Annotated in this window: 18 protein-coding genes; 8 read left to right on the plus strand and 10 right to left on the minus strand. The window is 71.9% G+C overall.

The genetic code is table 11. The annotated features are described in order from the left end of the window. Nucleotides 1-80: 80 nt before the first annotated feature. The 3 genes from BLT43_RS15570 to BLT43_RS15580 are packed head-to-tail and all read left to right on the plus strand — an operon-like array spanning nucleotide 81 to nucleotide 4,203. Nucleotides 81-2,132 (plus strand): HAD-IIB family hydrolase, encoded by a 2,052-nt coding sequence (locus BLT43_RS15570; protein WP_207497607.1) that lies wholly within the window; start codon nucleotides 81-83, stop codon nucleotides 2,130-2,132. After that, nucleotides 2,129-3,250, plus strand: a complete 1,122-nt coding sequence (locus BLT43_RS15575) for a glycosyltransferase (protein ID WP_090114337.1) — start codon at nucleotides 2,129-2,131, stop codon at nucleotides 3,248-3,250. The genes BLT43_RS15570 and BLT43_RS15575 overlap by 4 nt, the downstream gene beginning before the upstream one ends. A 23-nt stretch (nucleotides 3,251-3,273) precedes the next feature. Beyond that, nucleotides 3,274-4,203, plus strand: a complete 930-nt coding sequence (locus BLT43_RS15580; RefSeq protein WP_090114339.1) for a glycosyltransferase family 2 protein — start codon at nucleotides 3,274-3,276, stop codon at nucleotides 4,201-4,203. 3 nt (nucleotides 4,204-4,206) lie between these two features. Here the strand turns inward: BLT43_RS15580 and BLT43_RS15585 are convergent, their stop codons facing one another. Next, complete coding sequence (locus BLT43_RS15585; RefSeq protein ID WP_090114341.1) at nucleotides 4,207-5,343, minus strand: glycosyltransferase; 1,137 nt, start codon at nucleotides 5,341-5,343, stop codon at nucleotides 4,207-4,209. Between the two features lie 169 nt (nucleotides 5,344-5,512). Here BLT43_RS15585 and BLT43_RS15590 point away from each other — a divergent pair, with 169 nt between their 5' ends. Further along, the gene (locus tag BLT43_RS15590; protein ID WP_090114343.1) at nucleotides 5,513-6,214 is read left to right on the plus strand and encodes a DUF533 domain-containing protein; all 702 of its coding nucleotides are present in this window, start codon (nucleotides 5,513-5,515) and stop codon (nucleotides 6,212-6,214) included. Nucleotides 6,215-6,278: 64 nt separating this feature from the next. Here the strand turns inward: BLT43_RS15590 and BLT43_RS18975 are convergent, their stop codons facing one another. Next, complete coding sequence (locus BLT43_RS18975; RefSeq protein WP_090114345.1) at nucleotides 6,279-6,800, minus strand: DUF2934 domain-containing protein; 522 nt, start codon at nucleotides 6,798-6,800, stop codon at nucleotides 6,279-6,281. Between the two features lie 177 nt (nucleotides 6,801-6,977). Here BLT43_RS18975 and BLT43_RS15600 point away from each other — a divergent pair, with 177 nt between their 5' ends. Then, nucleotides 6,978-7,163, plus strand: a complete 186-nt coding sequence (locus BLT43_RS15600) for a hypothetical protein (protein WP_090114346.1) — start codon at nucleotides 6,978-6,980, stop codon at nucleotides 7,161-7,163. 2 nt (nucleotides 7,164-7,165) lie between these two features. Here BLT43_RS15600 and BLT43_RS15605 read toward each other — a convergent pair whose 3' ends face one another. Further along, a complete protein-coding gene (locus BLT43_RS15605) occupies nucleotides 7,166-7,783 on the minus strand; it encodes an autoinducer binding domain-containing protein (RefSeq protein WP_090114347.1) in 618 nt (205 codons plus the stop codon). Nucleotides 7,784-8,268: 485 nt separating this feature from the next. Between BLT43_RS15605 and BLT43_RS15610 the strand changes: the two genes are divergently transcribed. Together BLT43_RS15610 and BLT43_RS15615 are read left to right on the plus strand one after the other, a co-directional pair. After that, nucleotides 8,269-8,652, plus strand: coding sequence for a hypothetical protein (locus tag BLT43_RS15610; protein ID WP_090114348.1), 384 nt, complete (start codon nucleotides 8,269-8,271; stop codon nucleotides 8,650-8,652). 209 nt (nucleotides 8,653-8,861) lie between these two features. Then, entirely contained in the window at nucleotides 8,862-9,536 is a 675-nt protein-coding gene (locus tag BLT43_RS15615) for an SDR family oxidoreductase (protein ID WP_090114349.1), read from the plus strand. 81 nt (nucleotides 9,537-9,617) lie between these two features. Here BLT43_RS15615 and BLT43_RS15620 read toward each other — a convergent pair whose 3' ends face one another. The 7 genes from BLT43_RS15620 to BLT43_RS15650 all read right to left on the minus strand — a co-directional run bounded on the left by BLT43_RS15620 (nucleotide 9,618) and on the right by BLT43_RS15650 (nucleotide 16,042). Further along, nucleotides 9,618-9,932, minus strand: a complete 315-nt coding sequence (locus tag BLT43_RS15620; protein WP_090114350.1) for a hypothetical protein — start codon at nucleotides 9,930-9,932, stop codon at nucleotides 9,618-9,620. Between the two features lie 295 nt (nucleotides 9,933-10,227). Further along, nucleotides 10,228-10,446, minus strand: coding sequence for a DUF1127 domain-containing protein (locus BLT43_RS15625; protein WP_090114351.1), 219 nt, complete (start codon nucleotides 10,444-10,446; stop codon nucleotides 10,228-10,230). A gap of 190 nt (nucleotides 10,447-10,636) precedes the next feature. Then, a complete protein-coding gene (tdh, locus tag BLT43_RS15630) occupies nucleotides 10,637-11,671 on the minus strand; it encodes an L-threonine 3-dehydrogenase (RefSeq protein WP_090114352.1) in 1,035 nt (344 codons plus the stop codon). 14 nt (nucleotides 11,672-11,685) lie between these two features. Further along, nucleotides 11,686-12,870, minus strand: coding sequence for a glycine C-acetyltransferase (locus BLT43_RS15635; protein WP_090114353.1), 1,185 nt, complete (start codon nucleotides 12,868-12,870; stop codon nucleotides 11,686-11,688). Between the two features lie 102 nt (nucleotides 12,871-12,972). Further along, complete coding sequence (locus BLT43_RS15640; RefSeq protein ID WP_090114385.1) at nucleotides 12,973-13,749, minus strand: hydroxypyruvate isomerase family protein; 777 nt, start codon at nucleotides 13,747-13,749, stop codon at nucleotides 12,973-12,975. A 160-nt stretch (nucleotides 13,750-13,909) separates the two neighbouring features. Further along, complete coding sequence (locus BLT43_RS15645) at nucleotides 13,910-14,503, minus strand: VPLPA-CTERM sorting domain-containing protein (RefSeq protein ID WP_165612644.1); 594 nt, start codon at nucleotides 14,501-14,503, stop codon at nucleotides 13,910-13,912. Nucleotides 14,504-14,614: 111 nt separating this feature from the next. Beyond that, nucleotides 14,615-16,042 (minus strand): helix-turn-helix domain-containing protein, encoded by a 1,428-nt coding sequence (locus BLT43_RS15650; protein WP_090114355.1) that lies wholly within the window; start codon nucleotides 16,040-16,042, stop codon nucleotides 14,615-14,617. Between the two features lie 156 nt (nucleotides 16,043-16,198). Between BLT43_RS15650 and BLT43_RS15655 the strand changes: the two genes are divergently transcribed. Beyond that, entirely contained in the window at nucleotides 16,199-17,716 is a 1,518-nt protein-coding gene (locus BLT43_RS15655) for an aldolase/citrate lyase/malate synthase family protein (RefSeq protein ID WP_090114356.1), read from the plus strand. Nucleotides 17,717-17,753 lie beyond the last annotated feature (37 nt).

Below are 17,753 nucleotides of genomic sequence, written 5' to 3' on the forward strand. Positions count from 1 at the left end.
TGCGGCGGAACAGAACCGGGGGGTGGGGACTTTGGACCCGGCAACCCTTTGACGACCGGAAGTTTCCTTCGATGTTCGTGATGCACATTGCCTTGGGCGGATGCCTCAAGGCACCGCCGATCCGTTACGGCCTGACCGACGACACCGGCGGCCACATCGCCTACATCCTCGCCGCCGCGCGGGCGCAGGCGGCGCGGCACGACATCGACCGGGTCGAGATCGTCACCCGCCGCTTCGACGCGCCCGGCCTCGACGCCGCGCATGCGCGGGCCGAGGAGCCGCTCGGCCCGAAATCACGGCTGCTGCGGATCGACGACGGCTGCGCCGACTACCTCTCGAAGGAGGCGCTCGAGGCGCAGGTCCCGGCCTTCACCGCGGCCTTCCTCGACCACCTCGCCGCGCTGCCGCGCAAGCCGGACGCGATCCACGCGCATTTCGCCGACGCCGCCGCGGTGGCGCTGGCGGCGCGCGACCGCTTCGGCATCCCGGTGCTCTACACGCCGCATTCGCTGGCGCTCGACAAGGCGCGCGCGATGCGCCGCCCCGATGACGGGATGCGCCGCCGCATCGAGGCCGAGACCCGCGCCATCGCCGAGGCCGACGCAATCGTCGTCTCCTCGCGCGACGAGGCCGAGCGTCAGGTCTGCGCCTATGCCGGCGCCGACCCCGCGCGCATCCACTGCATCGCGCCGGGGCCCACCCTGCCCGAGGGCGCGGGCCCCGAGGCCGCCCGCGCGCTGATCGCGCCGGAGCTCACCGCTCCCGAAAAGCCCTTCATCCTCGCCGTGGCGCGGCCGGTGGAGAAGAAGAACCTCGCCGGGCTGGTCGAGATCTTCGCCACCACGCCGGGGCTGCGCGAGCACGCCAACCTCGTGATCCTCGCCGGGCTGCGCGGCCCGGAGCGGCTCGGCAGCGCCGAGGGGCGGCGCGTCATCGCCGCGATCGAGGCGATGGTGCACGAGCATGGCCTCGAAGGCCGCGTCGCGCTGCCGCCCGAGCATGACGCGGGCCGGCTCGGCGCGCTCTACCGCCTGGCCGCCGCGCAGGGCGGCGTCTTCGCCAACCCCGCGCTCACGGAGCCCTTCGGCCTGACCATCCTCGAGGCGGCCGAGGCCGGGCTGCCGGTGGTCGCGACCTGCCATGGCGGGCCCTCCGACATCGTCGCCCGCATCGGCCACGGCCTGACCGCCGACCCGCGCGACACCGCCGGCTTCGGCGCGGCGCTGTCGCGCCTGCTGGGCGACTCCGAGCTCTGGGCCCGCTGCGCCGAGGCCGCCGCCACCGGCGGCAGCGCCTATGACTGGGACGCCTGGGCGCGCCGGGTCTCGGGCCTTCTGGCCGAGGTCGCGGCACCCCGCCCGGTGCCCGCCCCCGCCCGCATCCTCGCCAGCGACATCGACAACACGCTGACCGGCGACCGCGCCGCGATCGCCGATTTCGCGGCGTGGCGCGCGCAAGGCCACGCGATGTTCGCCGTCGCGACGGGCCGCACGCTGTCGGAGGCGCGGCGCATCCTGTCGGAGTGGGAGGTGCCCGAGCCAGACGCCTTCATCACCTCCTGCGGCACCGAGATCTACATCCGCGACGAGACCGGCCGCCTGCGCTTCGACGCGAGCTTCGCGCGGGAGATCGGCGCCGACTGGCGGCATGACGAGATCGCGCGCCTGCTCGACAACCCCTCGATCCGGCCGCAGCCCGCGCTCGAGCAGCGGCGCTGGAAGCTCGGCTATCTGGGCTGCGCGCGGCAGGCGCAGCGCATCCGCAACCGGCTCGACATGGCGGGGCTGGCGGCGCGGGTGGTGGCCTCGCATGGCAACCTGATCGACGTGATGCCGGTGCGCGCCGGCAAGGGCGCGGCCGTGGCGCATCTGGCGCGGCATTACGGGCTGACGCTGGAGCATTGCGTGACCGCCGGCGATTCCGGCAATGACGACTGCATGCTGCGGGCGGCGGGCCACGCCATCGTGGTCGGCAACGCCGATGGCGACCTCGCGCTGCTGCCGCGCCGGCCCGGCCTGCACCGCAGCCGCGGCCACCACGCCGCTGGGCTGATGGAGGGGCTGGCGCGCGCCGGTCTCTGCCCGCCCGTGGCCGACAACATCGACGCCCCGATCGCCATGGCCGCCGAATGAGACCGCTCGGCTGTTTCGTCCACCACCAGGGCCGCGGCCATGCCGAGCGCTGCGCCGCGCTGGTGCACGCACTGCCGCCCGAGCGCCCCGTCACCCTCTTCTGCGCCCGCGCCGAGATCTTCCCGCCCCTGCCCGCGAATGCCGAGGTGGTCTCCGTCCCCTCGCTGTTCGAGGCGACGGGCGCCGAGGCGCCGGGCCTCGCCGATCTCGACACGCCCGACACGCTGCATTGCGCGCCCGCTGGCTGGCCCGGCATCCGCGAGGCGATGGGCACCATCGCCCAGTGGTTCCGCGAAGCCGACCCGGCGCTGATGATCTGCGACGTCTCGGCCGAGATCGCGCAGCTGTCGCGGATCTGCTCGGTGCCGCATGTGAAGGTGGTGCAGCATGGCGACCGCAGCGACCCCGGCCATGTCGCCGCCTATCGCGGCGCGCTCGGCCTGCTCGCGCCCTGCCACGCCGACCTCGCCCAGCCGGACTGGCCGGGCTGGATGACCGCCAAGACGCATTTCGCGGGCGGGCTCGGCATCGCCGCCATGCCAGACCGCGCCGCCGCCCGCGCCCGGCTCGGCATCGCGGCAGGGGAAAAGATCGCCCTCGTCGTGTCGGGCGGCGGCGGCTCGGGCTTCGCGCAGGCGCCGATCGGCGTCGGCGCGCGCGCCCTGCCCGACTGGTCGTGGCACACGATCGGCCATGTCGAACGCGACTGGCACGCCACCGAGCCCGGCAACCTCGCCCATCACGGCTGGGTCGACGACGCGGCCGACCGGATCGCCGCGGCCGACCTCGTGATCGCCTCGACCGGCAACACCACCTGCCACCAGATCCTCGGTGCCGGCGTGCCGTGGATCGCCGTGCCCGAATGGCGCTATTTCGACGAACAGCACCGCAAGGCCGAGGCGCTGTCGCGCGCCGGCGTAGCCCATGCCGTGCCGCACCTGCCCTCATCGGCGCAGGCCTGGCGCGCCGCCGCCGAGGCCGCGCTCATGCGCCACGATCCCGAACGGATGCACGCCCTCGTCGACCCGCGGGCCGCGGCCCGCGCCGCCGACTGGATCGAGACCCTGATCGCCCGCGCATGGGGGGCCGAGCCGCGGCTCGCCCTCGTGGCGGAATGACCCTTCAGCACCGGAGACCCCAGATGACCGCTTCCGTCCTGACCATCGCCCGCGGCCGCGCGGCCCATCTCGCCAACCTCGTGCGCGGGCTCGGCCGCCAGACCGAACGGCCCGCCGAGCTGGTGATCGTGCGGATGCAGCCCGAGCCCTACGACCTGCCCGAGGCGCCCTTCCCGGTGCGGCAGATCGAACTGCTGCGCGACAGCCTGCCCTTGGCCGAGGCGCGCAACCTCGCCGCGCGCGAGGCCGAGGGCGACGAGCTTCTGTTCCTCGACGTCGACTGCATCCCGGGCCCCGACTTCGTGGCCGAGTATCGCCGCCACCTCGCCGCCTTCGACGGTCTGGTGATGGGCGAGGTGATGTATCTCCCCGACGGGGTGAACGCCGAGGGCTGGGACTACCCCGATTTCGAGGCGGTGGCCGAGCGTCACTCCGACCGGCAGGGCCCGCCGCCCGAGGGCATCCGCCCCTGCGAGGACTACCGCTGCTTCTGGTCGCTCAACTTCGCGATCCGGCGCGCCGATTTCGACCGCGTCGGCGGTTTCGACGAGCGCTTCCACGGCTATGGCGGCGAAGACACCGATTTCGGCCGGATGCTCGACGAGGCCGGCGTGAAGATCGGCTGGGCCAAGGGCGCGCGCGCCTATCACCAGTACCACCCGCACCACATGCCGCCCGTGCACCACATGGAAAGCGTGATCCGCAACGCCGAGCTGTTCCGCGCCAAGTGGGGCCACCGCACCATGGGCCACTGGCTGCACGCCTTCGAGGTGATGGGGCTGATCGCGCAGGACGAACGCCAGATCCGGGTGCTGCGCCCCGCCAGCGAATGCGACCTCGCCCTGACCCGGCACCAGGCGCACCGGCCCTACTGCAACTCGGCCGAGGTGATCCGCGAGATCGAGCGCCGGCGCAGCGCCACCGCGCCGATCATGCCCGTCGCGGCGGAGTGAGGCTCAGGCCCCGGCGGCCATGACCGCCGGGGCGATCCGCAGCTCGTGCGCGGCATAGTCGATGGCGGACGCGGGCGCGTCGCGCGCCGCGATCGCCTCGGCGTAGAGCGCCTCGTAGCCCTCGACCATCGCCGCGACGCTGAACCGCGCCGCGACCCGCGCCCGCGCCGCCGCACGCGGCAGCGCCATGGCCCGGCGCAGCGCCGCCGCCAGCGCCTGCGGGTCGTCGGCCGGCGCATAGGCGCCGCAATCGCCGATCACCTCGCGCACCGCCCCCATCTCCACCGCCGCCACCGGCAGGCCGCAGGCCATCGCCTCGATCGCCACGAGGCCGAAGGGCTCGTCCCAGAGCGGCGTGAACAGCAGCGCCGAGGCGCGGCCGATCTCGGCCGCGAGATCCGCCCCGCCCAGATGCCCGCCATAGCGGATGCCGTCTCCCAGCTGCGGCTTCACCTCCGCCTCGAAGTAGTCGCGATGCTCGATCGCACCGAAAAGCGTCAGCGGCACCCCGGCGATCCGCGCCGCCTGTGCCGCCAGATGCGGGCCCTTGTTCGGCGTGATCCGCCCCGCCCAGACCGCCGTGCCGTCGCCCTCGGCCACGAAGGGCCAGTCGTCCAGCGCGATGCCGTTGCCGACCACCCGCGCCTCGCGCGGCGGCGCGTCCCACCAGCGCGTGCGCTGCAGCGCCGATGTGGTGGTGGCGAGGTGCCATGGCGCGAGGCTGTCCCGCATCGCGCGGCCGAGCGCGTCGAAGGGCGGCACATGCATCGAGGACAGCATCGGCAGCCGGTGCGCCCGCGCCATGCGCGGCGGAAACCGGTTCAGCGTGTTGTTGTGCACCACGTCGAAGCCGCCCTCGGCAAGGGCGCGGCAGACACCCGCGAAGGCCGCGTCGAGATGGGCGTTGAGCGTGTCGGTGCCGTGGAACGCGTGCCACGGGAAGCGGCGGTCGTAATGCACCTCCACCACCGGGTGCAGCGCCACGCCCGGCGGCGGCCGGCTGTCGCCGCTGGCAAACAGCGTCACCGCGTGGCCGCGCGCGGCGAGCGCCCGCGACAGATGCCAGGCATGGGCCTCCATCCCGCCCGGAAAGGGCGGCGCGACGGGGTGGCGGATATGGGCGAGAACGGCGATCTGCACGGGCGGGCCTTCCGAAAGGGTCGCGCCGTAAGCTAAGCTGCCAGCACCGGGGTCAAGCCGCCCGGCCGCCCTGATACGTTGATGCCGCCGCACAAGCCTGGCGGGAACGAAGCGGGCGGGCCATCCGTTGCCCCCTGCAGATGACCGTCACCGCGAAAGGGAGCCCGACATGAGCCTCAAACGCATTCTCGGCGTGCTACTCGCCTCGCGCATGGCCGGGCGCGGCCGGCGGCGCGGCAGCCTCGGCAGCGCCAGCCTGCTGGGCGGGCTGGGCGGGCGCGGCCTGCGCGGCAAGGCCGGTGTCGCGGCGCTCGGCTACATGGCCTACCAGGCCTGGCGCGACCACGAGGCGCGCCAGCGCGCGCAGGGCGGAACGACGGGCGGCACCACCCGCAGCGCCGGCACCTCGGGCGGCCTGTCGGGGCTGGTGAGCGAGATCGCCGATCGCATCGGCGGCGACGGCCCGACCCCCGACCCGGCCCCCGATGCCGAGCACCTGCCCGAGAGCCAGGCCGCGCAGGCGATGAGCGACGATCGCGCGCTGCTGCTGATCCGGGCGATGATCGCCGCCGCCCATGCCGATGGCGACCTCTCGCCCGAGGAGCGGCACCGGATCTCGGGCTATCTCGACGAGGCCGAGGCCAGCGCCGACGAGCGGCGGCTGATCGCCGGCGAGATCAAGCACCCCAAGCCGCTCGACACGCTGCTGGCGCAGGTCGAGGACCACGAGGCGGCGATCGAGTTCTACATCGCCTCGCGCGCCGCCGTGGACGCCACGACCGAGGCCAACACCGCCTATCTGACGCTCCTGCGCCACAGGCTCGACCTCACTGAGGAGGAGCTGCGCGAGGCCGAGGCGCTGGCCGACTGAACGGCGGCGCCCGCGAAGGCGCCTGCAACGGGCCGCCCGCCGATGCGGGCGGCCCGTTCGGGTGTCAGTCCTTCTTCGAGTAAGCGTCGGCGCTCTTTTCCGGGCCCGAGCGCACGGCGCGGCGGCTGACCTTCTTCTCGCCCGGCGCCACGGTGTGGCCGCCCTTGGCCGCCCCCGCCTTGGCCGGCTTGTCGACCTTGGCGGCGGCGGTCTTCTTCGCGCGCTTGGGCGCGGCGCCCGGCTCGGTCTTGGCGGCCGCGCGCTTGCGCTTGCCGCCCGTGGCGGGCGTGGTGTCGCCGACCTGCTCGCCGCGCCCCTCCTGCATCGCCTCGCGCGCCTGCTGCACGTCCATCTCGTCGAGCCCCGAGGCGTCCTTCGGCAGGTCGTCGCCGCGCCCGGCCAGCCCGGCCGCGGCGGCGGTGCCGGGGGCGACGCCGCTCTGGGCCGCGTCCTCGGCGTCGATCTGCGCCACCGCCTCGTGCCAATGCGCCTGGTCGCGCCCCTCGGGCGCGCCCTCGCGCTGCCACAGCTCGTAGGCGCGGCGACGGATGCGTTCGTCCCTGTCCTCTGCGCTGTCCTCGGCCATGTCCGTCTCCCGTTAGAAATGACTTGATCGCAAGGGGACATATCCTGACGCGGCCGGATTTCGAGGGCTGCTGCGCGTTGAAATCACGATGGAACATCGCAGGGCCCCCGCGATGGAACATCGCATGGCACAGCCCGTTGGCCCCCGAGCAAGGCAACCAGCCAAGGGAGACACGACATGCGGATCACCGCTATTCTCGGCACCTTCGCCGCGCTCGGCCTCGCGGCCTGCGGCAACACCGACCTCGAACGCGCGGCCAGCGGCGCCGCGATCGGCGCCGCCGCGGGCGAGGTGGTCTCGGGCGACCCGGCGGTCGGCGCCGGCGTCGGCGCGACGGCCGGGGCGCTGTCCGACGACGTCTGATTTCAGATCAGGCCGCGCGCCTGCGCGGCGTGCACCGCCTCCGCGGTGGTGCGCGCCGCCAGCGACAGCCGCGCCGATTTCAGCCGCGCCTTCAGGGCGCTCTCGCTGATCCCGATCCGCGCGGCGGCGCGGGCGTGCCGTTCGCCCGCCGCCATCAGCTGCAGCGCCTCGCGCTGCGCCTCGGTCAGAACGACCTGCCCGATCGGGCCGCCATGCAGCCGCTCGATCGCCGCGAGCGCGGCCAGCCGCTCGGATTCGGTGAAGTCGCGATCGGCCCGCGCCAGCCCGCAGAAGGACCGCGTCTCGGCCGAGCCCGTCGCCACCGTCATGCCGTAGCGCATGCCGTGGGCGCGCGCCTCGCCGATCACCCCGAAGGGGTCGACGACCGACGGGTCGTCCCAGCCGATGCAGCCGTCATGGGTCAGCGCCCAGGCGATCAGCGGGTCGCGCAGGAAATAGGAGCGCTGGTCATAGACCCGGCGCCATTCGGTATCGAAGCGGTTCTCGACATGGGTCGGCTTGCCCTTGCTGACCCTGAGGATCGCGGCAAAGCCGAGCCGGCCGATCCGGTCGAGATCCTCGAACTCGTGCTCGGCATAGCTGTGCAAAAGTATGTTCATATAACTCGTTCATGGTACTGGTCGCCTCCGAAATTGCGGTGGCTTGATGCGGCGGAGACTGGCGCGGGGCTTATGCAATTGCAAGATGAGTTGACATTTGACGGAACCCCTTAAGCGACATTTGTGCCAAGTTCCGCGCATCGTTTCCGAAGCCGCGCATCCGCACCGGCGGCTTCGCCGGGATCACCGCAAGGATGCGTCACCCGGCACGAATCACTCATAGGTTGAAAATCGTCGCCTCATGCTCCCTCTGCCGGGTCATCCGGCCGACAAACCGCCGCCGCCCGGCCGCCCTGATTCTGCCCCGATTCCGTTCTGGGGTTTCCGTGGCCGCGCCTGTCGCCCCTCCCCGGCGCGATTGTCGCGGCAACCTCAAACAATCACCTGCCGGTCCATGTCGCAATAGACAGGTTCACGCGGAGGGAAAAATCCAGCAAATCTAAATCATTCCAGCGCCACATGATAACGGGGACGAGGACGGACCGATGGCTCATACGACCGCATTCCAACGCTCCCGCGATCTGGCCGACTGGCTGTCGGCGATCCTGATGGAGCCGGAGGCCGGCACCGGGGCCCTCGGTCACGCCACCCTGGTGCGGATGCTCGACAACGAGGACATCCGCCGCTGCCACGACCTCGACGCGCTGCAGGACTTCATCGTCGTGATGAACGCCGCGCGCCGCGGCTCGGAAGGGCCCTGGGCGCCGCTGCGCCGGCTCCTGACCCGCAGCCGCATGGCCAGCCTGTCGCAGGAGGCCGAGGACCAGATCAACCGGCTCTACCTCGCCTCGCCGGCGCTGCGGGCCGAGCTGGACAGCGATATCGCGTTGATGATGGCCTGCGCCGCGGAGACCCGGCAGGCAAGCTGATCAGTGCCGTGACGAGTGTGCATGTTTCTGGCGGGGCGGTTCGGGGGGACCGCCCCGCCGCCGTTTCGGGCCCCCTGACCTTCCCTCCCGCAGCCCTCCTCCCCGCGCCGGCCGGCTCGCGCAGCCGTGAGGCCGCGCCCCGGCCCGCCGGCTTGCCGCGCCGGCGCCGCGCCGCAGATGGAGGGCCAGACACATGCAGGAGAGACGACATGGCTGACAAAACGCTGTTCATCACCGGCGCCTCGTCCGGCATCGGCGCCGCCACCGCCCGCGCCGCCGTGCAGGCGGGCTGGAATGTCGGGCTGATGGCGCGCAGCGCCGACAAGCTCGAGGCGCTGGCCGGCGAGCTCGGCGACAAGGCGCGCGCCCTGCCCGGCGACGCCACCGACCTCGCGCAGCAAGAGGAGGCGGTCGCCGCCACGGTCGAGGCCTTCGGCGGGCTCGACGCCGCCTTCGCCAATGCCGGCATGGGCATCTCGAAGCCCGGCACCGAACAGGGCGACCCCGAGGAATGGCGCAAGGTCGTCGATCTCAACATCATGGCGCTGCTCTACACCGCGCGCGCCGCGCTGCCCGAGCTGAAGAAGCGGAAGGGCCACCTCGTGCTCACCGGCTCGGCCGCGGGCAAGCGCCACATCGCCGGCTCGATCTACGGCGCGACCAAGTGGTTCGTGCACGGCTATGCCGGCAACATGAGCGAGGAGATGCGCGACTGGGGCGGGCGCTGCACGGTGATCGCGCCGGGCATGGTCAACACCGCCTTCTTCGACGAGCCCAAGCCCGACAAGATCCAGCCCGAGGACGTGGCCGACGCGGTGGTCTTCGCGCTGAACCAGCGCGAGACCGCCGATGTGCGCGAGGTCTTCGTCATGCCGCGCGGCTGAGCCGGGGCGCGATGCCGCGCCAATGATGCGCGCCCCGGCCGGGGAGGTGGGCCGGGGCGCCGCGGATAGATGGGGGGCGTCTCAGCCCAGTTCGCCCTCGGCCTCGATCGGCTTCTCGATGGCGTAGAATTCCGAGCCGTAGGCGACCACGCAGCTGGTGCCGCGCGCATCCGTCAGCAGGACGGTGTAGGTGCCGCTTTGCGGGTTCGACCAGATCTCCAGCATGGATTGCCTGCTGGCCGCGCCTTGCAGCCCCGCGGCCGTCAGGGTTTCCGAGTACTGGTTTTCGAGCTTCTGCACGATCTGGTCGCGCGGCGCGCAGCCCATCGCAAGGGCGGGCGGGGCGGTCGCTGCCATTCCGAACAACAGACCCATCGTGGCAAGTTTCTTGAACATCTCGGCCTCCAGCTTCCGCAGGGTCCGAAAGAGGAGGAGGAGATGCTGCGGATCCGTCGCCCCCTCACACCAGATGTGGGGGGGAGGGGGGGTGCGGTCAAATCCGCGCCCATCAATTGATTCTGACGTCGCGTGAAGCGAACCCGATCCGGCCTTGCGCGTTGTGTCGCCCGCGCCTTGCCGGGCGCCGGACACGAAAAACGGCGGCTCCGGGCACGGAAGCCGCCGTTTTCGCGTGGTTTTGCCGGGATGCGGCGGGGCCGCCGCCGGGGCGGCCCGTACCGGGCCTTCGCGCTCAGGCGGCGCGGGCGGCCTCCGCGGCGATCTGGTTGATCTGCGAGCGGTGCAGGCCGAGATCGGCGAGGTCGCGGTCCGACAGCAGCGACAGCTCGCGCTGGGTCTGGCGGTAGACGCGGTTGCGCTCGAGCGCGGCGCGGAAGCGGCCGCGCAGGGCGTGCAGGCCGAAGGTTTCGGTGTTGTTGGTGGTGCGGAGATCGGTGGTCGCGAAAGCCATGTCTTTATCCCTTGCGGTTCGGGTCCGGTATGCGGCCCTTGTCGCGGGCCTCGTCGAAGCGGCGCCCATCGCCGCCTCGTTGACCCCTATCTGGTAGCGGTAACGGGGAATGAAAACAGACATCGACGGAACCCCGCCATGCAGCGGATGCATGGGAACCGGGGCCGCGCCCCTTCCGGTCGGGGCCGCCTCAGCGGGCTTTCGTCCAGTCCAGCACCACCTTGCCCGAGGAGCCGCCGCGCATCGCCTCGAAGCCCGCGACGTAGTCGGCCACCGGCAGCCGGTGGGTGATCACCCCGCGCACGTCGAGCCCATTCTCGAGCATCGCGATCATCTTGTACCAGGTCTCGAAGATCTCGCGGCCGTAGACGCCCTTGATGGTGATCGCCTTGAACACGATCCGGCTCCAGTCGACCGGGCTCTTGCCCGGCGGGATGCCGAGCATGGCGATCCGTCCGCCCATCACCAGCCGCTCGACCATCTGGTCGAGCGCGCGCTGGTTGCCCGACATCTCGAGGCCGATGTCGAAGCCCTGCTTCATGCCGAGACGCGGCACCACCTCGGCAAGGTCTTCCTCGGCGACGTTGACCGGCACCACGTCCGCCACCTTGGCGGCGAGCGCGAGGCGGTCGGGGTTGATGTCGGTGATCACCACGTGCCGCGCGCCGACATGGCGCGCGACCGCCGCCGCCATGATGCCGATCGGCCCCGCGCCGGTGATCAGCACGTCCTCGCCCACCAGGTCGAAGGACAGTGCCGTGTGCACCGCGTTGCCCAAGGGGTCGAGGATCGCGCCGATCTCGTCGTCGATGGCATCCGGGAGCGGCACCACGTTGAAGGCCGGCAGCCGCAGGTACTCGGCGAAGGCGCCCTGCTCGTTGACGCCGATGCCGCGCGTCTCGGGGTCGAGGTGGAACTTGCCCGACCGGCTCTGGCGCGAATGCTTGCCGATCAGGTGCCCCTCGCCCGAGCAGCGCTGGCCGATGGCGAGATCGGTGACGTTCTTCCCCAGCTCGACGATCTCGCCCGCGAATTCGTGGCCCGTGACCAGCGGCACCGGCACCGCGCCCTGCGCCCACTCGTCCCAGTTCCAGATATGCACGTCGGTGCCGCAGATGCCGGTCTTGTTGATCCGGATCAGCACGTCGTCGGGGCCGATCTCGGGCACCGGCACGGTCTGCTGCCACAGCCCTTCCTCGGCCTTGGCCTTGACCAGCGCAGTCATGCCGTTCGGGCGGGTCACGAGATCACGCCCAGTTCGCGGCCCGCCTGCGCGAAGGCCGAAAGCGCCGCGTCGAGATCCTCTCGGCTCAGCGCCGCGTTCATCTGGGTGCGGATGCGTGCCTGCCCCTTGGGGACCACCGGGAAGAAGAAGGCCGAGACGAAGACGCCCAGCTCGTCGAGCCGCGATGCCATGGCCTGTGCCTTCTTGGCGTCGTGCAGCATCACCGGGATGATCGGATGCTCGCCCGGCAGGATCTCGAAGCCGAGATCGGTCAGGCCCTTGCGCCAGTACTCGGCGTTCTCGAAGAGCCGCGCGCGCAGATCGTCGCTCTGCTCGATCAGGTGCAGCGCTTCCAATCCGGCGGCGCAGACCATCGGCGGCAGCGCGTTCGAGAAGAGATAGGGCCGCGCCCGCTGGCGCAGCAGGTCGATCACCGGCTGCGGCCCGGCGATGTAGCCGCCGATCGCGCCGCCGAGCGCCTTGCCCAGCGTGCCGGTCAGCAGGTCCGACTTCACCCCGAAATGCGCGGGCGTGCCCGCGCCCTTCGGCCCCATGAAGCCGGTGGCGTGGCAGTCGTCGACCATCATGATCGCGTCGTACTTGTCGGCCAGCGCCCGGATCTCGTCGAGCTTGGCGAGGTAGCCGTCCATCGAGAAGACGCCGTCGGTGGCGATCATCACGTGCCGGGCGCCGGCCTCGCGCGCCTCCCGAAGCTTGGCCTCGAGGTCGTCCATGTCGGAGTTCGCGAAGCGGTAGCGCTTGGCCTTGCACAGCCGGATGCCGTCGATGATCGAGGCGTGGTTCAGCGCGTCGGAGATCACCGCGTCCTCGGGGCCCAGAAGCGGCTCGAACAGCGCGCCGTTGGCGTCGAAGCAGGCGGCGAAGAGGATGGTGTCGTCATGGCCGAGATACTCGGCGAGGCGCTTCTCGAGCTTGCGGTGCAGGTCCTGCGTGCCGCAGATGAAGCGCACCGAGGCCATGCCGAAGCCGTGCCGGTCGAGCGATTCCTTGGCCGCGTGCACGAGGTCGGGATGGTCGGCGAGGCCGAGATAATTGTTGGCGCAGAGGTTGATCACCTCGCGGCCCTTCACCTCGACCCGGCCGCCCTGCGGCGAGGTGATCTCGCGCTCGGTCTTCCACAGCCCCTCTTCGCGGATCTCCCCCAGACGGGTCTCGATGTCGTCCAGAAACCGGCTCATGTCGCTCCCTCGCGCTGCTGAAGAGATGAATCTAATGCCGCGCGGCGCGCACGCAAGCCGTGCCGCCGGGGCATCGGTCGGGGCAGCCTCCGGCGCAGCCGCTCAGGCCTCGGCCGGAAAGGCCGAGAGCCAGCCCAGCCCCTCCTCGGTCCAGCCGGCGCGCGGCCGGTACTCCGCCCCCACCGGCCGGCTCCAGCCAAGGCCCCGCAGATCCGCCAGAAGCGCGGCATAGTCGATCTCGCCGCGATCCGGCTCGCCCCGGTCGGGCAGCGCCGCGATCTGCACATGGCCCAGATGGTCCAGATGCGCGGCCAGGTCGGCGCGGATGTCGCGCCCGGCCATGCCGGCATGGTAGCAGTCATACATCAGCTTCAGGTTCGGCCGGCCGAGCGCGGCGATGGTCTCGCCCGCGGCGTCGGCATGGGCGATGTGGTAGCCCGGCACGTCGCGGCGGTTGATCGGCTCGATCAGCACGCCGATCCCGGCCTCGCCGGCGAGGTCGCAGGCGAAGGCCAGCGCCTCGCGGAACACGGTCTCGGCCGCCGCGCCGCCGCCCGAGCGGCCCGCCAGCACATGCACGAAGCCCGCCCCCGCCTCGGCGGCGTAGATCACCGCCTCGGCGATGGCGTCGCGCGCATCCGCCTCGCGCCCGGCCAGCGCCGCCAGACCGAACTCGCCGCGCGCCGCGTCGCCGCGCCGGGCGTTGAGACCGATGAGCGGCAGCCCGGTCTCGTCGAGCACCGCGCGCAGCGCGCCGGGGTCGGTGGCGTAGGGCTCGTGGCACTCGATCGCCGCAAACCCCGCGCGGGCGGCGGCGCGCACCGCATCGGGCAGCGCGTGCTCGGTGAACAAAAACCCCAGATTGGCGGAAAATCCCATGTGCTCCTCCCGGTCCCCGCGCGCCACCATCCGCCTTCCGGCGGCGGTGTCAAACCGGTCGCAGGCCAGTCGCGGGCCAGTCGCGGGCCCCGGCACGGCCATGGGGCCGGGCGATCGCTCGCCCGGCCCCTCGTTTGGGCGGTGGTCCCGCCGGGTCGGATCAGCCGGCCTTGCGCCGCCGGCCCACCGCGCCGAGCGCGGCCATCGCCCCGATCAGCAGGAAGCCCGCCGCCGGAACCGGCACCGGCGCCACCTTGAAGGATGCGAGGGTGAAATTGTCCTTGAGGATCAAACCGTCGACGATGCTCGAGCTGCTGGCCCGAATGCCGAAGGAGTTCACGAAGTTGATGTCGGGCGAGATGGTGTAGGGGTTGTCGCTGATGCCCGGACCGTAGGAGCTGTCCATCGAGCCGTTGATGAAGAGCTCGAAGTCGTCGTTGTAGTCGAACATCCGAAGCGTCACGTCCACCAGCCGGACGTCGTAGTCGAAGTTCACCCAGAGCGTCTCCTGGCTCTTGGGCCAGTTGTCGATCTCGCCGGGCTGCAGGTCGGGGATGCCTTTCACGCCGAGACCTTCGGCGTTGTAGGTGACCTCGCAGTCGACGTTCAGCAGGCCGGTGGCCTGGCAGCCGAGGCTGAACGGCCCGGCCGGGTTGGCCCCGCCGGTGAAATCATAGGTCGTCGCCGCGCCCGCGGCCGAGACGAAGCCCGTGACCATGAAGGCGGCGGCTCCGGCGATGTGTGAGATTTTCATACAGATACCCGTTAAACGCGAATCACTATCCATCCACTCCCGTCATGAGAGTATCACCTCTTTGCCACAATTCTACCGAAATCTCGTGCCGGCCCGTCCGGGGCCGCGGCGCTACTCGAAGCCGTAGATCGCCAGCCCGCGCACGCTTTCGTCCACCATCAGCCGCCGGTTGACCGGCGCATGCGCCCGGCTGGCGCAGTTCGGCCGTTCGCAGAGGTAGCAGTTGACGCCGATGCCGGTGGGCGTGACGCGCTCGAGATCCAGCCCCTCGGCATGGGCGAGGCGCGGCGCGTAGGCGACGTCGCAGCCCAGGCCGATGGCGAGCCGCGTCGCGCGCTGGCCCAGCGTGCCGCCATGGCGGGTGACGGTGCGCGCGATCGAGAAGTAGCGCGCGCCGTCGGGCATCGAGATCACCTGCGTCTGCACCCGGTCGGGCGCCTCGAAGGCGGCGTGGATGTTCCACAGCGGGCAGGTGCCGCCGAAGGAGGAGAAGGGAAACCGCCCGGCGCTGAACCGCTTGGAGATGTTGCCCGCTTGGTCGACCCGCACGAAGAAGAACGGCACGCCGCGCGCGCCCTCGCGCTGCAGCGTCGTCAACCGATGCGCCACCTGCTCGTAGCTGGCGCCGAAGCGGTGGCCCAGCATCTCGACGTCGTAGCGCGCCGCCTCGCAGGCCGAAAGGAAGCGGCCATAGGGCATGAGCAGCGCCGCCGCGAAGTAGTTGGCCAGCGTCACCCGCGCCAGCGCCAGCGCCGAAGGGTCGGTGAGGCCCGAATCCGCCAGTTCCTCGGCAATAGCCTCCGACTGCTCGAGCCGCGCCAGGAGCACCGCCATCTGGAACCGGCGGCTGGGCTGGGCCAGCAGCTCCGACAGCCGCAACTCCTGCCGGTGCGCCATGTGCTGCCTGAGCCGCCCGGCCATCACCTCGGCCGGCAGGATGCGCACCCGCACGCCGTGGCCGCGCAGCCGCTCGGTCAGGGCGGTGTGCGGCTCCGAGCGGTGCAGCCGCATCTCCTCGGCCATCGCCTCGGCGGCGCGGTCGAGCCGGTCGACATGGTTGCGCCGCGCATAGAGCCAGCCGCGCACCGCCTGCACCGCGCGCGAGCCCTCCTCCAGCACCTCGACCTTGTCGCGATCGGCAAGCGGGTTGGCCTCCGACTGCCGCGACAGCACCAGCTGGCGGTAGCGGTCGTGCAGCCGCACCAGCGCCGCCGCCACGTTCGGCGCGGCGGCGAGCGCCTGCTCGATCTCGACCCGGCCGACCCGGGCCTCGAGCGAGGGGTCGCGCAGCGCCGCGGCGAGGTCGGAGGCGAGCTGCGCGTCGGTCTCGGGCGCGAGCTCTGCGACGTTGATGTCGAAGGCTTCCGCCAGCTTGACCAGCAGCTTGGCGCTGGCCGGGCGCTGGTTGCCCTCCATCAGCGTGACGTAGCTCGACGACACGCCGAGCCGCGCCGCCATCTGCGCCTGGGTCAGCCCCAGCGACACCCGCAGCCCCTTGAGCCGCGGCCCGATCATCAGTTTTGCGCCGCGGTCCGACATCTGACACCACTAACAATATTTCATTCTTACCGCTGACATTACTTACATGATTACCCGTCAGCAACAAAATTATGCTGCGGATGCGAGATGACCTGACTAACCTTACAGACAGGAGGTCCGGCGTCGGCCGGGCCAGAGCAACCGAAAGGTCAGATCATGTCGCTCGACCTCGCACAGACCCGCCCCGCCCCGCAGCCGGTGCTGCTGCGCGACGTGCCCGGGCAGGACCGCGTCCTGACGCAGGACGCGCTCGGCCTCGCGGCGCTGCTGCAGACCCGCTTCGGCCACAAGCTCGAGGCGCTCGCCGTCGCCCGGCAGCGCCGGCAGGAGCGCGCCGACGAGGGCCGCCTGCCCGACTACCTCGAAGAGACCGCCGGCACCCGCAAGGGCGTCTGGTCCTGCGCGCCCGCGCCCGTGGCCTTCCGCGACCGCCGGCTCGGCCTCGCCTGCGCCGCCAGGGGCGAGGCGCTGGCGCAGGCCGCCGACACCGGCGCCGTGCTCACCGTCGATCTCGACGAGGCGACGCCGGCGGGCTTCGCCAACCTCGTCGCCGGCATCGCCGCGCTGACCGAGGCGCTTGCCGGCACGCCCGCCGCCGCGATGCTGCTGCGCCCCCGCCCGCTCGACCGCGACGAGCCGGCGCTGATGATCGCCGGCGCGCCGGTCTCGGCCGGGCTGTTCGACCTCGCGCTCCTGCTCAGCCATCTCGCCCACCCGATGGCCGAGGCGGGCCAGGGCCCGGCGCTGCAGATCGGCCGTCTCGACGGCCATCGCGACGCCAAGCTCTGGGCCGAGATCCTCGATCTCTGCGAAGAGCATCTCGGCCTCGCGCCGAACACGATCCGCGTGGAGCTGTCGGTCGAGACCCCCGGCGCCGCCTTCGAGATGGACGAGATGCTGTGGGAGATGCGCGACCGCGCGATCGGCCTGACCATGCGCCGCGCCGATCTCGCCGCCGCCTATCTGCGGCTGGTGCGCGCCCATCCCGACCGGCTCCTGCCCGACCGGCTCGACCCCGATGCCGCCTTCCTCGGCACCTGCGCCGCGCGCATGGTCAAGGTCGCGCATCGCCGCGGCACCCATGCCATCGCCGAGGCGCCCGAGGCCGACGAGAGGCTGCGCGCGCCCTTCGACGAGGGCTGCGACGGCATCCGCCTCGACCAGCCCGAGCGCATCAAGCCCGCCCGCGCCGCCATCGCCGCGGCGCTGCCGGACGCGCACCAGATCGGCCGGCCGCGCCAGTATTTCCGGATCGAGCCCGAGATGCTGCTGCGCCCGCATCAGGGCGCCGTCACCGAGGACGGGCTGCGCGCCACGGTGCATGTCGCCATCGCCGCGCTCGCCGCCTGGATCGCCGGGCGCGGCCCGGTGCGGATCGGCGAGGCGACGCATGGGCTCGCCTCGGCCGACCTCGCCCGCGCGAGGCTGGGCCAGTGGCTGCGCCACGGCGCCACGGTCGAGACGCCGATGGGCGCCCGCCCGATGACCGCCGACTGGCTGGCCGAGCTGATCCACGAGGAGATCGTCAGCCTCGTCGAATGGCTCGGGCCGCACAGCTTCCACCGCGGCCGCTACGCCTCGGCCGCCCGCATCGTGCAGGAGGCGGCCTCCGCCTCCACGCCGCCCGACCACGTGGCGCGGCTCGCCGCCCCGCTGATCGACACGCTCGACTGACCCCGCGCGGGGGGCGCGCGCCCGACGCCGCCGCCCC

Source organism: Limimaricola pyoseonensis (genome assembly GCF_900102015.1).
Taxonomy (GTDB): Bacteria; Pseudomonadota; Alphaproteobacteria; order Rhodobacterales; family Rhodobacteraceae; genus Limimaricola; species Limimaricola pyoseonensis.

Coding starts and splice junctions, on each gene's coding strand:
- BLT43_RS15570 (WP_207497607.1), top strand. CDS start 81: ATGCACATTGCCTTGGGCGGATGCCTCAAGGCACCGCCGATCCGTTAC.
- BLT43_RS15575 (WP_090114337.1), top strand. CDS start 2,129: ATGAGACCGCTCGGCTGTTTCGTCCACCACCAGGGCCGCGGCCATGCC.
- BLT43_RS15580 (WP_090114339.1), top strand. CDS start 3,274: ATGACCGCTTCCGTCCTGACCATCGCCCGCGGCCGCGCGGCCCATCTC.
- BLT43_RS15590 (WP_090114343.1), top strand. CDS start 5,513: ATGAGCCTCAAACGCATTCTCGGCGTGCTACTCGCCTCGCGCATGGCC.
- BLT43_RS18975 (WP_090114345.1), bottom strand. CDS start 6,800: ATGGCCGAGGACAGCGCAGAGGACAGGGACGAACGCATCCGTCGCCGC.
- BLT43_RS15600 (WP_090114346.1), top strand. CDS start 6,978: ATGCGGATCACCGCTATTCTCGGCACCTTCGCCGCGCTCGGCCTCGCG.
- BLT43_RS15605 (WP_090114347.1), bottom strand. CDS start 7,783: ATGAACATACTTTTGCACAGCTATGCCGAGCACGAGTTCGAGGATCTC.
- BLT43_RS15610 (WP_090114348.1), top strand. CDS start 8,269: ATGGCTCATACGACCGCATTCCAACGCTCCCGCGATCTGGCCGACTGG.
- BLT43_RS15615 (WP_090114349.1), top strand. CDS start 8,862: ATGGCTGACAAAACGCTGTTCATCACCGGCGCCTCGTCCGGCATCGGC.
- BLT43_RS15620 (WP_090114350.1), bottom strand. CDS start 9,932: ATGTTCAAGAAACTTGCCACGATGGGTCTGTTGTTCGGAATGGCAGCG.
- BLT43_RS15625 (WP_090114351.1), bottom strand. CDS start 10,446: ATGGCTTTCGCGACCACCGATCTCCGCACCACCAACAACACCGAAACC.
- tdh (WP_090114352.1), bottom strand. CDS start 11,671: ATGACTGCGCTGGTCAAGGCCAAGGCCGAGGAAGGGCTGTGGCAGCAG.
- BLT43_RS15635 (WP_090114353.1), bottom strand. CDS start 12,870: ATGAGCCGGTTTCTGGACGACATCGAGACCCGTCTGGGGGAGATCCGC.
- BLT43_RS15640 (WP_090114385.1), bottom strand. CDS start 13,749: ATGGGATTTTCCGCCAATCTGGGGTTTTTGTTCACCGAGCACGCGCTG.
- BLT43_RS15645 (WP_165612644.1), bottom strand. CDS start 14,503: ATGAAAATCTCACACATCGCCGGAGCCGCCGCCTTCATGGTCACGGGC.
- BLT43_RS15650 (WP_090114355.1), bottom strand. CDS start 16,042: ATGTCGGACCGCGGCGCAAAACTGATGATCGGGCCGCGGCTCAAGGGG.
- BLT43_RS15655 (WP_090114356.1), top strand. CDS start 16,199: ATGTCGCTCGACCTCGCACAGACCCGCCCCGCCCCGCAGCCGGTGCTG.